This is a genomic window from Nocardiopsis sp. M1B1, assembly GCF_052466615.1.
In genome coordinates this window covers 1,263,841-1,278,517 of the sequence record NZ_CP196194.1, presented here as the reverse complement: position 1 = coordinate 1,278,517, position 14,677 = coordinate 1,263,841, and the positions used below count along the sequence as shown (strand labels likewise).

The 14,677-nt window shown below is 74.0% G+C and carries 12 protein-coding genes; 2 read left to right on the top strand and 10 right to left on the bottom strand.

The window, feature by feature from the left end; translation table 11 throughout:
* Positions 1-2 precede the first annotated feature (2 nt).
* From ACSTA4_RS05720 to ACSTA4_RS05705, 4 genes are read right to left on the bottom strand one after another with little or no spacing between them, the layout of a single operon-like run.
* Entirely contained in the window at positions 3-812 is an 810-nt protein-coding gene (locus ACSTA4_RS05720) for a class E sortase (protein WP_248773750.1), read from the bottom strand.
* A 41-nt stretch (positions 813-853) separates the two neighbouring features.
* A complete protein-coding gene (locus ACSTA4_RS05715; protein WP_444962670.1) occupies positions 854-1,735 on the bottom strand; it encodes a heme ABC transporter ATP-binding protein in 882 nt (293 codons plus the stop codon).
* A complete protein-coding gene (locus ACSTA4_RS05710) occupies positions 1,732-3,030 on the bottom strand; it encodes a FecCD family ABC transporter permease (protein ID WP_444962669.1) in 1,299 nt (432 codons plus the stop codon). Before ACSTA4_RS05710 ends, ACSTA4_RS05715 begins: the two co-directional genes overlap by 4 nt.
* Positions 3,027-4,169: a heme/hemin ABC transporter substrate-binding protein gene (locus ACSTA4_RS05705; protein ID WP_444962668.1), complete on the bottom strand. Its 1,143-nt coding sequence runs from the start codon at positions 4,167-4,169 to the stop codon at positions 3,027-3,029. Before ACSTA4_RS05705 ends, ACSTA4_RS05710 begins: the two co-directional genes overlap by 4 nt.
* 248 nt (positions 4,170-4,417) lie before the next feature.
* On the opposite strand from ACSTA4_RS05705, the gene ACSTA4_RS05700 reads away from it, so the two are divergent.
* Together ACSTA4_RS05700 and ACSTA4_RS05695 are read left to right on the top strand one after the other, a co-directional pair.
* Complete coding sequence (locus tag ACSTA4_RS05700; RefSeq protein ID WP_444962667.1) at positions 4,418-5,923, top strand: cell wall protein; 1,506 nt, start codon at positions 4,418-4,420, stop codon at positions 5,921-5,923.
* A gap of 252 nt (positions 5,924-6,175) precedes the next feature.
* Complete coding sequence (locus tag ACSTA4_RS05695) at positions 6,176-8,074, top strand: HtaA domain-containing protein (protein WP_444962666.1); 1,899 nt, start codon at positions 6,176-6,178, stop codon at positions 8,072-8,074.
* A 220-nt stretch (positions 8,075-8,294) separates the two neighbouring features.
* Here ACSTA4_RS05695 and ACSTA4_RS05690 read toward each other — a convergent pair whose 3' ends face one another.
* The 6 genes from ACSTA4_RS05690 to ACSTA4_RS05665 form a co-directional block, all read right to left on the bottom strand.
* Positions 8,295-8,537: a DUF3039 domain-containing protein gene (locus tag ACSTA4_RS05690; RefSeq protein ID WP_019611444.1), complete on the bottom strand. Its 243-nt coding sequence runs from the start codon at positions 8,535-8,537 to the stop codon at positions 8,295-8,297.
* Between the two features lie 64 nt (positions 8,538-8,601).
* The gene (locus ACSTA4_RS05685; RefSeq protein WP_444962665.1) at positions 8,602-9,180 is read right to left on the bottom strand and encodes a YqgE/AlgH family protein; all 579 of its coding nucleotides are present in this window, start codon (positions 9,178-9,180) and stop codon (positions 8,602-8,604) included.
* Between the two features lie 52 nt (positions 9,181-9,232).
* On the bottom strand, positions 9,233-10,639 hold the full coding sequence (locus tag ACSTA4_RS05680) for an NAD-dependent malic enzyme (protein ID WP_212641280.1): 1,407 nt from the start codon (positions 10,637-10,639) through the stop codon (positions 9,233-9,235).
* A gap of 302 nt (positions 10,640-10,941) precedes the next feature.
* Positions 10,942-11,670, bottom strand: coding sequence for a cytidylate kinase-like family protein (locus tag ACSTA4_RS05675; protein WP_444962664.1), 729 nt, complete (start codon positions 11,668-11,670; stop codon positions 10,942-10,944).
* Between the two features lie 131 nt (positions 11,671-11,801).
* Positions 11,802-12,764, bottom strand: coding sequence for a tetratricopeptide repeat protein (locus ACSTA4_RS05670; RefSeq protein WP_248773745.1), 963 nt, complete (start codon positions 12,762-12,764; stop codon positions 11,802-11,804).
* A gap of 181 nt (positions 12,765-12,945) precedes the next feature.
* Positions 12,946-14,673 carry an acyl-CoA mutase large subunit family protein gene (locus ACSTA4_RS05665; protein ID WP_444962663.1) on the bottom strand — a complete coding sequence of 576 codons (1,728 nt, stop codon included), beginning with the start codon at positions 14,671-14,673 and terminating at the stop codon, positions 12,946-12,948.
* Positions 14,674-14,677: the final 4 nt, after the last annotated feature.

Genomic DNA, 14,677 nt, shown 5'->3' with positions numbered 1-14,677 from the left:
CCTTACTCGCTGGCCTGGGGAGCCATGTGCGCGATCGAGTCGGGCATCCCCTCGGACTTGGGCGTGGTCTCCACCAGCTCCGCCCAGACGATGAGGCGGTGCGTGTTGTTCAGCTTGGGCGCGCACGTGGTGAGGGTGAGCAGGGACCTGCCCGGCTCCTCGTCGGTGGCGTCGTCGAACGGGTCCGGCTCGATCACCCACACGTCGGTGGGCAGGACCGTCTCGTCGCGGAAGACCTCGTAGGTGTAGAAGTTCTCCCCGTCCTCCAGAACCATGACGTCGCCGTTCTGGAGCAGGTCCAGGTCCCAGAACAGGCCGGGGGTGCGGTGGGCGGCCACGGCGTAGTTGCCCTCGCCGCCGGGGGCGCTGGGGTACTCGGTGTAGTGGCCCGGGCTGTAGCGGATGTCGTCCTGCGTGGTGCCGTTGACCACCACCCAGTCCAGGTCCAGGCTCGGCACGTACAGGCGGCTGTCGGCGCTGCCCGGCAGGGGCTCGGAGTCCGGACCGGCCTGCGCTGCCGCCTGTTCGGCGGACCAGGCCTCCTCCAGCCCCTGGGCCAGGTCCTGCTGTTCGCGGTCGGTCTCCCACTGGGAGCCGTACACCTCGTATCCGGCGTAGAAGAGCATGAGCAGTCCGGCGGTCAGCATGATCTCGCCGAAGAACCGGACGATGCCGCGCACGACGTCGCCGGGGGTGGCCCTGGGCCTGGGGCGGCGGCGCCGTCGGCCGCCGGAGGCCCGACGTCCACGCCCCTCCCCGCGTCCGGGCCGGGGGGAACCCTCGTGGAACTGCCGTTCAGTTGTGGACACCAATACGACCTACTCCTGTGGACGCTTCCGTGTGCACCCGTCCCCTATCTGAGGGGGACGACCAGCGGGACTCCGGTACGCGGGTGCGGTAGGACTTCGACCTCGTGCTGGTAGACGGAGCTGAGCAGCGACGCGGTGAACACGTCGGCGGGGGAGCCCTGAGCGGCGACCCGCCCTCGGGAGAGTATCGCCACACGATGGGCGTAGGCTGCCGCAAGCCCCAAATCGTGCAGGACCACGATAACCGCACCGCCGCGCTCCGCGAGTTGGGAAGTCAGATCCAGTACGAGTTCCTGGTGCCGGATGTCCAGGGCGGCGGTCGGCTCGTCCAGCAGGAGCAGCTGGGTGTCCTGGGCCAGGACGCGGGCGAGCATCACCCGCGCGCGCTCGCCCCCCGAGAGGGTGGGGAAGCGCCGTTCGGCCAGGTCGGACACGCCCGTGCTCTCCATCGCGGCGGCGGTGAGGGCTTCGTCCTCGGCCGCGGCGGCCAGCCCCGCCCAGGGGGCGCGGCCCATGGACACGATGTCCGCGACGGGGAACGGGAAGCTGACCGACGCCTCCTGGGGCAGGACCGCGCGGCGCAGCGCCAGCTCGGGGGGCGTCCAGTCGGTGAGCGGGCGGCCGTGGACGCGGACGGTCCCGGCGTCGGCATCCCCCCGGCCGGGCGCCCCGGTGACGTCCCCCGAGAGGGCGGCGAGCAGTGTGGACTTGCCCGCCCCGTTGGGCCCGACCAGGGCCAGCAGCTCCCCGGCCCGCACGGTGAGGCCGACCCCGTCGAGCAGGGCGCGGCCGCCCCGGCGGACGGTGACGCCCTCGGCCCGGAGAATCTCCTCTCCGGGCGGGACGGGGGCTGGGCGCGCGGGCGGCCCGTACAGCGGGGAGGCGGCGGCGGCGACCCGCCGCCGCAGTCGGACGAGGGCGCTCACGACCAGCCTCCTTGCCGGGCACGGGTGCGGTACAGCAGGTAGAAGAAGAACGGCCCGCCCAGGGCCGCGGTGACCACGCCCAGGGGGATCTCGGCGGGGGCCGCGACGGTGCGGGCGAGCAGGTCGGCGGCGAGCAGGAGCAGGCCGCCGCCCAGGGCGCTGGCGGGCAGCAGGACCCGGTGCCCGGGCCCGGTGACCATGCGGATGATGTGCGGGACGACCAGGCCCACGAAGGAGACGATCCCGGCGAAGGCGACGGCGGCCGAGGTGAGCAGGGCCATGGCGCAGATCAGGACCAGGCGGGTGCGTTCCACGTCCACGCCCAGGTGGCGGGCGGGCCCCTCTCCGAGGGCGAGCAGGTCCAGGCGGCGCGCGTGGAAGGGGATGACGGACAGCCCGAGCAGCAGGCACGGGGCGATGGCGGCGACCTTGGCCCAGGTGGCGGTGGAGACGCTGCCGAGCTGCCAGAAGGTGATGGTCTGGATCTCGGCGTCCTGGGAGAAGTTGGTCATCAGGCCGATGGCCGCACCGGCGATCGCGTTGACGGCGATCCCGGTGAGCAGCAGGGTGACGACCTCGGTGCGTCCGCGCGAGCGCGCGAACACGTACACGAACAGGGTGGTGGCCAGGCCGAACACGAAGGAAGAGGCGATGATCGTCCAGTGGCCGAGGACGGTCAGACCGGTGAAGATGACGGCGATCGCGCCGACGGCCGCACCGGAGGAGACGCCGATGACGCCGGGTTCGGCCAAGGGGTTGCCGAAGACGCCCTGCATCATGGCGCCCGCCGCGCCCAGGGCGGCGCCGACCATGACGGCCAGGACGACGCGGGGCAGGCGCACGTCCCACAGGACGGTGTGGCCGATCCGGTCGGGCAGGGTGCCCGCCTCCAGGCCGAGGGCGTGCAGGAGCGAGGCGGCGACCTGGCCTGGCGGGATGGGGTAGGCCCCGGCACCGGCGGCGACGACCGCGACCGCGACGAGGCCGCCCGCGAGCGAGGCGAACAGGAGCACGGCGCGCAGACGGCGCAGGGTGCGCCGGTCCCGCGGGGCGGCCAGTGCGGTCGTGGCCTTCGAGGCGGCCGGTGCGGTTGTGGCAGCGGCTGCTCCGGAAGGGGCCTGCGGGGTGGCCGGGGTGAACGATGTGCCTGACGGGGCTGCGGGAGGAGCGGGTTCGGAGGCGCTGGTTCCGCCCGGCCCGGGGGAGGGCGTGCCGTCGGTCGCTCGGGCGGACCCTTCGGGGAGGCCCTGGGCGTCGCCCGCGACGCCGTCCGCGGGCCTGCCGGGAGCGGTCACCGTCCCCCCTCCCCCGCGCTGACGGAGGCGAGTTGGTCGGCCAGGGCCGCGACGACCTGCGGGGTGCGGGGGCCGAAGTTGAGCAGGACGCCGTCCTCGAAGTCGACGACGGCGCGCGCGGCGCCGGCCGGGGTCTGGGCGACGCCGGGGATCTGGACGAGCCCCTCGATCCCGCCGACCGACTCCAGCCCCTTGGTCATCACCAGGAGCACGTCGGGCTGGGCGGCGATGAGAGCCTCGGTGGTGATGGGGGTGAAGGGTGTGGTCAGGCCCATCTCGACCCCGGCGTCGCGGGCGCCGATCTCGGCCAGCATGGCGTCGGCGCCCGAGCCGGGTCCGCCCAGGAGGTAGACCCCGGCGGTGCCGCGCAGGTAGAGGAAGGCGACGAGGGGGTCGCCGCTGACCGCCGTGGAGTCGGCGCGGACCTCGGCCATCTGCTCGCGCGTGCGTTCGGCCAGGGCCGTGCCGCTGGCCGGGACGCCGAGGGCCTCGGCCACGCGCTCGAAGCGCGGGTACATCTCGTCGATGGACCAGGCCTCCTCCACGATGACGACGGGGACGCCGGAGTTCTGGATCTGCTCGATGGCCTCGGGCGGTCCGGTCTGTGTGTCGGCGAGAACCACCGTGGGTTCCAGGGACAGCACGCTCTCGGCGGAGACCTCGTGCGCCTCGCTGACCGTGGGCAGGTGAGCGGCCTCCTCGAAGGTGGCGCCGACGTCGCGGCCGACGACGTCGTCGCCCAGACCCAGGGTGAAGACGATCTCGGCGAGGCTGCCGGTGAGCGGGAGGACGCGGCTGGTGTCGGTGACCTCGACCCGCTCGTACTCCAGGGGGTCGGAGCTGGTGCGGTAGGGGTCCAGGACCACCGAGTCGACGGTCACGGGCAGTCGGGGCTCCGCGGGTTCCTCCAGGATCTGGAGGCGGTTCTCGGCGAGGTCGGGGATGCCGGGCGCGTCGCCGGAGGCGGCGGGGTCCCCGTCCGCGGAGGCGCCGCCGGTGCACCCGGCCAGGGCGAGCACGAGCGCGCAGGCGGCGGCGAGGGCGCGGGGAGCTGTGGGGCGGACTCGCGAGGCGGTGGGTCGGGGGCCGGTGGGACGGGAGCGTTCGCGCGGGAGGGGCCGGGGGACGGTGTGGGGCATGGCGGTCGCTTTCGGGGTTCCGTGTGCCGGGGGCACGGGCGCTGTCGCCGGGAGAGCGGGATGCGACAACGCTTTTTATGACACCTCGTCATCATCTTGACAAGCCCGATGGTTCGGTGTTCAACTGTTCCGGCGCGAACTTCAGGTTAGGTAAGGCTCACTTCGCCAAGGTAAGCATAACCTCACCGAAGTTTCCCTCACGCGGGTGGTGGACCCCGACCGAACCCGCACGAACGCGAAGGCCCCCGATGCAAGCAGCGCTTTCCCTCCGCCCGAGGAACGGGCGGCGCCGCGGGCTCGTCCCGCCCCTGGCCGTCACCGCCGCGCTGGTGCTGTCCGCCCCGGCGGCGGCGCTCGCCCAGCCCGTGCCCGACCCCTCCCCCGACCGGGACCCCGTCCGTCCACGCGTCACCACCGTGGACCGGACCCGGGGCCTGGACCCCGGGGGTGACACCGTCACCGTCTCCGGGATCGGGCACGAGCCCGGTTCCCTGCTGGAGGCCGCCACCTGGGCCGTACCGGACGCGGAGGGCGAACCCGTCGCCGACACCGCGAACGCGGTGACCGTCGAGGTCGACGAGCGCGGCACCTTCAGCCTCAGCCTGGACACCGGCACCGGGTTCGCCGCCGACGCCGACCTGGACGCCTCCGACGCCCCCTTCGAGGTGCGCCTGGTGGAGACCGGCGCCGAGCCGGACGGCGAGGCCCCCGCCGGGGGCGCTCCCCCGGCTCCGGAGCCCGACGCGGGCACGGAGTCCTCCGGGGAGGACCGCGCCCCGGCGGAGACGACCGGCGCGACCGACGCCGACCCGGCGGGGACGGCCGCCGGCCCCCGGGACGGGGACACTTCCCCGCGGGCTCCGGAGGTCCTCGCCGGACCGGGCAGGAGCGCCCCGGTGGCGCTGCCCTCGGCACCGGCCCCCGACGCGGTCGTGGGCCGGGTCCCGGTGGCCTTCTCGGCCCCCGCACCGCGGACCGAGCCCCGAACCGGCCCGCAGAGCCGGCCGCAGGCCGCCGCACCCGCCGCGCCCGCGGCCCCCGTGCCCCGTGAGCCGGGCGACCCGACCCTGAGCGTCTCCAAGACCAGTGGACTCGACCCCGAGGGCGAGACCGTCACGGTCACCGGCTCCGGATACGACACCGCCAAGGGGATCTACGTGGCCCTGTGCGACACCAGCGGCGCCGGGCCCGACCAGGCGCCCAGCCCCTGCATCGGCGGTGTGGACATGGAGGGGTCGAGCGGCGCCTCGGTCTGGGTCTCCAGCAACCCGCCGCCCTACGGGGAGGGGCTGGCCGTCCCCTACAGCGGCGGCGGCGCCGACGGGGGGTTCAGCGTCGAACTGAGGGTCAGGGCCAGCGACGAGAACACCGACTGCGCCGACCCCGGAACCGAGTGCGCGGTGGTCACGCGCAACGACCACACCCGCTCCAGCGACCGCGGTCAGGACGTGTTCGTCCCCGTCTCCTTCGGCGGCGGCTCCGGGAACGGAGGGGGCTCCGGCGGCTCAGGAGACTCCGGGGGCTCCGGGGGCTCGGGAGACAGCGGGTCCGGCGGCAGTCCGGGCAGCGGCTCGGGCGGTACCGGTGACGCCGCGGCCGGCGGGGGCCCGGGCAGCGGTTCCGCCCCCCTGCCCCGCACCGGCAGCGCGCTGTACGGCCTGGTCCTGGCCGCCGCTGTGGCCGTCCTGACCGGCGCGGCGGCACTGGTAGCCACCCGCCGCCGAGCCCGGGGAGCCCCCGCGGACACGGACTGAACCCGCGGCCGGTCCTCCGTACGGGCTTCCGGCCCCCGAGACCGCCGTGCCCGCCCGTCCCCCGGCGGGCACGGCGGGAACCCGCGGCGCCCGCGCCGAACCCCCGTTCGGCACGCCGCCGCGGCGCCCCATCCACCCCCCGCACCCCAGGCACACCCCACCGCACCCGCTCCGCAGGGGTCCGCCGCACCACAGGTCCCGGCAGTCGCCGGGGACCGACCATCACCATCCCCCTCACTGATTGGACCGACGATGACCACCACCCCGACCCGAGGGAGCACGGCACCGGGCGGACTCCGCCGGGCGCTGCGCCTCCTCACCGCCTATGCGGGCGCGGCCGCCCTGGGCGGCACGTTCGCCGTGGCCGCCGCCCCGGCCGCCTCGGCCGACGAGGTGCTCCCCCTCGCCGGGGGCTCCGCCTCCTGGGGCGTGAAGGAGTCCTTCCGCAACTACGTGGGCAGCCCGATCGCGCACGGCGGCTACGAGGCCTCCGACGGGGCGACCCTCCTGGCCGACGGCACCGTCGACTTCCCCACCGCCGGGGGCACGGTCTCCAAGGAGGACGCCTCCGGTGACGTGAGCTTCTCCGGGACGGTCGTCTTCACCGGCCACGACTACGGCCAGGGCCCCGTCCTGGAGGTGCGCGTCTCCGACCCCCGGGTGGTGTTCGAGGGCGACACCGCCACGGTCTTCGCCGACGTCACCAGCCGCGAGTTCGGCGGCGCCAACCCCAACCTGCCCCCGGGCGACCTGGTCGAGTACGGCGAGGTCGCGGTCACCGAACTGACCGGCGCCGAGGTGGCCGTGGAGGGCGAGGAGATCACCTTCACCTCCACGGCGGGCGCGCTGCACGCCGACGCGGTGGAGCCGTTCGCGGGCTTCTACGCCGCGGGCGCCCCGATGGACCCGCTCTCCTTCACCGCCGGGATCGACGACGTCACCGACCCGGGCGGCCCCGGCGAGCCGGTGCACGACCCGCGCGTCACGGTGGCCCCGGCCAGCGACCTGGACCCCGCGGGCGACACCGTCACCGTCGAGGGCACGGGCTTCCGCCCCGGCCAGGGCGTCTACGCGGCCCTGACCGCCGCCCCGCAGTCCGCCGGCTCCTACCCGGCCCACCACACCGGCGCGGTGTGGCTGCGCGGGGCCGACGCCCCCGGCGAGGACGGTTCCTTCAGCGCCGAACTCCAGGTGACCGGCTCCTACGAGGCGGACGGCACCGTTCACGACTGCGCGCGGACGCAGTGCTACGTGGCGGTGTTCAACGACCACACCGACATCGCCAACCGCGACCAGGACGTGTGGACTCCGGTCTCCTTCACCACCGTGGAGGAGCCCACCGAGGAGCCCACGGACCCGACCGACCCGACCGACGAGCCGACCGACCCCGCCGAGGGGCCGCTCACCGTCCACAACGGCCGCGCGGACTGGGGCGTCAAGGAGTCCTTCCGCGACTACATCACCGGCAACATCGCCCGGGGCGAGATCACCCCGAGCGACGGCGCCAGCCAGAACGAGGACGGGACCTTCGCGTTCACCGACGGCAGCGGTGAGGTGGACCTGTCCGCGTCCACCGCCGACATCGCGTTCGAGGGCACGGTGCTCTTCGAGGGCCACGTCCACGACGGCGCGGACCCGCTGCTGAGCATGACGGTCAGCGACCCGCGCGTGACGATCGACGGCGCGGCGGGCGTGCTGTACGCCGACGTGACGAGCAAGCCGCTGAGCGGGGAGGACACGGTGGTCTACGAGGACGTGGCGCTGGCCGAGCTGGACCTGACCGGTGTGGACTACGCGCTGGAGGAGGGCGTCCTGAGCTGGGAGCCGATCCCCGCGACCCTGACCGCCGAGGGTGTGCCCGCGTTCGCGGACTTCTACGCCGCCGGGGAGCAGTTGGACCCGGTCTCGCTGACCGTGAGCGTGGACGAGGAGGTCCAGGTTCCGGGCGGAGGCGGTGACGGAGACGGCGGTCCCACGCCCGGTCCCGGTGACGGGGACGGCGGCGGCACTCCGGGCCTGCCCAACACCGGTGTCGCGCTGGCCGGTCTGCTGACCGCGGCCGCGGTGGCCGTCGGCGCGGGCGGCGCGGCGGTGTACGCGGCCCGCAGGCGCGGTTCCGCCCCCGACGGGGACGAGGAGTCCGCCGCCTAGGGCCGCCTGACCGGTTCCCGCGCGCCCGCGCGGGGCGGGGCGGGGTCCGCGGGGTCCGCCTCGGGACCGGTCGGACCCCCGGGCGACACGAGGGCCTTGGCACACGCGGTGTGTCAAGGCCTTCGTCGTGCCCGCCGCGCGCGGTGACCGGGCACGGCGGGGTCCGCGCCGGACACGCGGCCGCTTCCCCGGGGGGGCGTCGGCCGTCCGGGCGGGAGGGCTACTTCATCATCTCCTCGTAGACCTTCTTGCACTCGGGGCACACGGGGAACTTCTTGGGGTCGCGGTTGGGCACCCACACCTTGCCGCACAGGGCGATCACGGGGTCGCCGGTCACGGCGCTCGCGGTGATCTTGTCCTTCTGCACGTAGTGGGCGAACCGCTCCCGGTCCCCGCCGTCGTGGGAGATGTCCGGTTTGGTCTCGCTGTCCGGGAGGACCTTGTTGAGGATGTCCATCGCCATCGTGCCTCACACCTTTCGACGTCTGCGTTCCACGGTATAGGGTGCCGCGCCCCGCCCCGGCTGCTCAGTTCATGGTGGGGTCGTCAGGGAAGGTGGACAGGAGCGCCATGTCCCCGCCCTGGCGGCGCAGCACCCGCGACCACAGCCCCTCGGGCGCGGTGGTGAAGACGTCGTCGGCGACCGCATCGACGACGTACCAGGCCCCCTCCTCGACCTCCCCGGCCAGCTGGCCCGAGCTCCACCCCGCGTAACCCGCGAAGACGCGGAACGCGCCGAGCGCCCCGCCGAGCACCCGGGCGGGGCCGTCGAGGTCGACCACGCCGATCCCGTCCAGGCCCAGCTCCGGGTCCAGGCCCTCCAGCGGGGACCAGCCGGGCGGGGGCTCGCCGGGACCGGCCGCCCCCAGGGCGATGCCGGAGCCCAGGCCCACGGGACCCCCGGAGAACACCACCGCCGGTTCGCTGGCGTAGGCGCCCCAGTCGGTGACGACCTCGTCCACGGCCATACCCAGGGGGCGGTTGAGGATCACCCCGAGGGTGCCGTCGGCGGCGTCGTCCACGACGAACACCACCGAGCGGCGGAAGGAGTCCTCCTGGAGCATGGGGGCGGCCACCAGGAGGCGCCCGGTCATCGGCTGGTCCATGCCCTCCCACCTACCCCGGAACGACGGGCGGACCGCCGGTGTTTCCGGGCCGTTATGCCTGTGCGGCCGCCTGGCCGCGCTGGGCGACCTCGCGCACGGCCGTGGCCACGTGGGTGGACAGGTCGGAGTGGAACACGCTGGGGATGATGTAGTTGGGGCCCAGCTCGTCCTCGGTGACGACGTCGGCCAGGGCCTCCGCCGCGGCGACCATCATGTCCGAGGTGACGTCGTGGCTCTGGGCGTCCAGCAGACCGCGGAAGAAGCCGGGGAAGACCAGCACGTTGTTGATCTGGTTGGGGTAGTCGCTGCGGCCGGTGGCCACGACGGAGGCGTGCAGGCGGGCCACGTCCGGGTCGACCTCGGGGTCGGGGTTGGCCAGCGCGAAGATGATGGCGTCCTCGTTCATCTCGGCGATGTCGTCGCCGTCGAGGAGGTTGGGGGCCGAGACGCCGATGAAGACGTCCGCCCCGGCCACGGCGCCGCGCAGGTCGCCGCTGTAGCCCTCGGGGTTGGTGTGCTCGGCGATCCACCGCAGGTTGGCGTCCAGGTCCTCGCGCCCGGCGTGCACGGCGCCGTGCACGTCGCTGACGATGACGTCGCGCGCCCCGGCGTGCATGAGCAGCTTGAGGATGGCGGTTCCGGCCGCGCCCGCGCCGGACATGGCGATGCGGACCTCGCCGAGCTTCTTGCCCACCACGCGCAGGGCGTTGCGCAGGGCGGCGAGCACGACGATGGCGGTGCCGTGCTGGTCGTCGTGGAAGACGGGGATGTCGAGCAGCTCGCGCAGGCGGGCCTCGACCTCGAAGCAGCGGGGGGCGGAGATGTCCTCCAGGTTGATGCCGCCGAACCCGGGGGCCAGCACCTGCACGGTGCGCACGATCTCGTCCACGTCCTGGGTGTCCAGGGCGATGGGCCAGGCGTCGATGTCGGCGAAGCGTTTGAACAGGGCGGCCTTGCCCTCCATGACGGGCATGGCGGCCTCGGGGCCGATGTTGCCCAGGCCGAGGACCGCGGAGCCGTCGGTGACCACGGCGACGCTGTTGCGCTTGATGGTCAGGCGCCGGGCGTCGTCCTTGTTGGCGGCGATGGCCTGGGAGACGCGGGCGACGCCGGGGGTGTAGGCCATGGAGAGCTCGTCGCGGTTGCGCAGCGGCACCTTGGACTTCATCTCGATCTTGCCGCCCAGGTGCATGAGGAAGGTGCGGTCGCTGACCTTGTGCACGACCACGCCCTCGACGGCGCCCAGGGCGTCGACGATGGCCTGGGCGTGCTCGGTGTCGCGGGCGGCGCAGGTGACGTCGATGCGGATGCGCTCGTGTCCGGCGGCGGCCACGTCCAGCGCGGTGATCATGCCGCCCACCTGCTCGACGGCGTTGGTGAGACTGCCGACCGCACTGCCCCCAGCGTCCAGTTCGAGGCGGACGGTGATGGAGTAGGAAACGCTGGGAAGGGTGGCCACGTGTTGCTCCTTGGCTCTGGCTGGTGTGGTGCGTCCGGGGCGCCCCGCCGGGGCGCTCGCCGGTGCACGGCGCCGCCTGCGCGCGTACGCGGGATGGGGGGTGCCGTGTGTCCTGTGGGCGCGGTGCTCGCGCACCGTCACTCGGACCCCGGTTCCGGGCGGGGGGTGACCCGTGACCGAGTCGCCTTACCTTACCTGAGTCAAGCCCCAACCGTCAGCACAAGGTGACAATTACCGCGCTGGTAAAAAATCGCATAAATTACGCCAGCGCGCGGGTGTCGCGGCGGGCAATGCGCGGCGGCTCAGGCGCCCTCGGAGGGGGCGGCCGCGCGGTCGCGGGCGGCGCGCACGACGAGGTCCACGCAGGCCTCCAGCGACAGCGACACCGCGTCCAGCACCAGGTGGTAGTGGCCGGGGTCGGCGGGGTCGGCGCGGTAGAAGCGCCGCACGTAGGCCGCCCGGGCCCGGTCGTTGTCGTCGAGCAGGCGCGCGTTGGGCGGCTCGTCGGAGTCGGCTCCCGTCCACTCGCCGTGGTCGCCGGACTCCCACAGCCTGCGCGCCCGGCGCAGGCGGGCGTCGGGGTCGCCGTCCAGGCGCACGTGCAGGGCGCCGGGACGGTCGCGCAGGACCACGGCCCCGGCGCGGCCGAGGACGACGCCGCCCTGCCGGGCCACCTCGCCCAGGACCCGTTCGGTCTGCTCCACGAACTCGTGGTCGTAGAGGAGGCGGCCCTCCTCGTCGGTGCTGCCGATGAGGGCGGTGTCCACGCTGCCGAGGGTGACGGTGGGCAGGCGCGCGGCGCTGGAGAGCAGGCGTTCGAGCCTGCCGGGGGCGCGGTCGTCGCGTTGGAGCGCCTCGTCGAGCGAGCAGCCGATGCGGGCGGCCACCGCGCTGGGCACGGCCCGGTCGAGGAAGGCCACGCCGAGCCGGGCGGCGACGGCGGGGCCCACCGCGCTGCCTCCCGCGCCGTAGGTGGCCGAGATCGTGACCAGGGGTTCGCCGCGTCTGTCGGGGGTGTCGTCGGTCGCCATGGGGTAAACCTGTCAGTTCCGCGACGGGCCGTGAGCCCGTCTCCTGACCGGGTTGTACCCGTTGTGCGCGGGTTATGTCCCGTGGCCGGCGGGAGAGCCGTGGTCGGCGGCCCTCCCAGCGACCACGGCCCCTAGAACAGCGCGGAGGTGAGCTTGCGGCGGGCGGCGTTGACCCGCGGGTCGCCCGGGGGCAGCAGCTCGAACAGGCCGAGGAGGTGGGTGCGCGCCCTGTCGCGGTCCTCGTCGGCGGTGCGCCTGACCGTGTCGACGAGGCGGCCGAAGGCGTCCTCGAACCTGCCGCCGTACATCTCGACGTCGGCCGCGGTGGTCTGTGCGGCGACGTCCCCGGGCCGGTCGGCCGCGGCTTGGAGGGCGGCGCCCGCGTCCACTTCCTGGAGGCGTCCGACCAGCCGGACCTGGGCGAGCTTGGCCCTGGACTCGGTGTCGCCGGGGTCGGCCTCCACGGCCTTGGCGTAGACGGCCGCGGCGGCCTCGAAGTCGCCGCGGTCCAGGGCCTCCTGGGCCTCGACGTCCACGGGGCGGCCCTGGGGCTCCTCGGGCTGGGCCGCCTGCGCGCCCTGTGCGCCCTCGGCGCCGGGCTCACCGGTGATGGTGCCGGGGTGGCCCGGGGGCAGCGCGCCCTGTTCCTTGAGGGCGGCGAACGCCTCGACCAGCCAGGCGGTGAGCTGCTCCTCGGTGGCCGGGCCCGCCGGACCGGGCAGGAGCTGGCCCTGGATCACCACGACGATCATCGGGGTGGTGGGCACCCGCAGGGCCTGGACCAGCTGCGGGCTGGCCTCGCTGTCGACCTTGGCCAGGAACCAGGTGCCGCCGGAGGCCGCGGAGATCCTGTCCAGGGCGTCCTCGACCTGCTTGGACTGCTCGGACCAGCCCGCGAGGACGGCCAGCACGACCGGGGTCGACATCGACCGCTCCAGGACCTGGGCCTGGAAGGTGGCCTCGTCGACGTTGACGGCGTAGGGGTTGGATCGACCCGCCGACTCCGCCGCGCGCTGTTTGGCCTCGCGTTCCATGGCCGCCTTGCGCGCGCCGAGGTCCACGGCACTGTTCGGTGAAAAGTCCGAAGGCTGCATGCCTCCATCCTGCCGTATGCGCGGGCGGGACGTGGACCGCCTGTGGACGAGTCCGTGCGGACGCGCGCGGGTTCCGGTCCCCCGCGTCGCGGGGCGCCCGCGGGCGGGGGTCCGAGGGGGCACCGCCCGGGCGCCCCGGGGAGGCATGTCAGGGGTCGCGCCCCCGGCCGCCCCACGCGGGTCAGAAGCGCGGGTCCTCGGTGTAGGTCCCGAACTCCTCCCCCATGGTCGCGCAGATCTCGCCGAGCGTGGCCTCGGCGCGGGCCGCGTCCATGATCAGCGGGATGAGGTTGCCCCCGTCCGAGCGCACGCCCGCCAGCAGGGCGGCCAGGGCCCGGTCCACGGCAGCGCCGTCGCGGGCGGCGCGGCGCTCGGCGAGCGCGCGCTTCTGCTCGTGCTCGACCTCGTGGCTGATCCGGAGGATGTCCAGTTCACCGGAGACGGTGTTGGTGTGGCAGTTGACGCCCACGATCCTCTTGTCGCCCTTCTCCAGCGCCTGCTGGTACTGGAAGGCGGACTCGGCGATCTCGGAGCTGAAGTAGCCGTTCTCGATCCCGGCGAGGATGCCGGAGGTCATCGGGCCGATCGCGTGCTCGGCGCCCTCGCCCCCGCCCATGCTCAGGACGTGCGCGAAGATCCGCTCCGCCTCGGCCTCCAGTTCGTCGGTGAGCGACTCCAGGTACCAGGACCCGCCGAGCGGGTCGGCGACGTTGACGATCCCGGTCTCCTCCATGAGGACCTGCTGGGTGCGCAGGGCGATCTCGGCGGACTGCTCGGTCGGCAGCGCCAGGGTCTCGTCCAGGGCGTTGGTGTGCAGCGAGTTCGTACCGCCCAGGACCGCCGAGAGCGCCTCCACGGCGGTGCGCACGACGTTGTTGTAGGGCTGCTGGGCGGTCAGGGAGACCCCGGCGGTCTGGGTGTGGAACCGCAGCCACTGCGCCTTCTCGGTCCTGGCGCCGTAGACGTCCCGGAGCCAGCGCGCCCAGATGCGGCGGGCGGCGCGGAACTTGGCGATCTCCTCGAAGAAGTCGATGTGCGCGTCGAAGAAGAAGGACAGCCCCGGCGCGAAGGTGTCGACGTCCAGTCCGCGGGAGAGGCCGAGTTCGACGTAGCCGAAGCCGTCGGCGAGGGTGAAGGCGAGCTCCTGGGCGGCCGTGGCCCCGGCCTCGCGGATGTGGTAGCCCGACACCGACAGCGGCTTGTACGCGGGGATTTCGGCCGCGCAGTACTCCATGAGGTCGCCGATCAGCCGCAGCTGGGGCTCCGGCGGGTAGAGCCACTCCTTCTGGGCGATGTACTCCTTGAAGATGTCGGTCTGGAGCGTGCCGTTGAGGGTGCGGATGTCCACCCCCTGGCGCTCGGCCGCCACCAGGTACATGCAGAAGGCCGGGACGGCCGGACCGCTGATGGTCATGGAGGTGGTGGTCTCGCCGAGCGGGATCCCGTCGAAGAGCAGGTCCATGTCGGCGACGGAGTCGATGGCCACGCCGCAGTGGCCGACCTCGCCCAGCGCGTGGGGGGAGTCGGAGTCGTGGCCCATGAGGGTGGGCATGTCGAAGGCGACCGAGAGCCCGCCCCCGCCCGAGGCCAGGATCATCTTGTAGCGCTCGTTGGTCTGGCGCGCGTTGCCGAACCCGGCGAACTGGCGGATGGTCCACGCCCGCCCCCGGTAGCCGGTGGCGTGGAGGCCGCGGGTGTAGGGGTACTCCCCCGGCCAGCCGATGCGCTCGAAACCGGGGACCTCGGCGCCGGGACGGGGGCCGTAGACGGGTTCCAGGGTGCGCCCGGACAGGGAGGTGAAGTCGGCGTCGCGCGTGCGCGCCGAGTCGTAGCGGCGCTGCCAGCGCTCGCGTCCGGCCTCGATCTCCTGGGCCCCGCCGCCGCTGGGGCCGCTCGTGGTGTTCGCCATACCG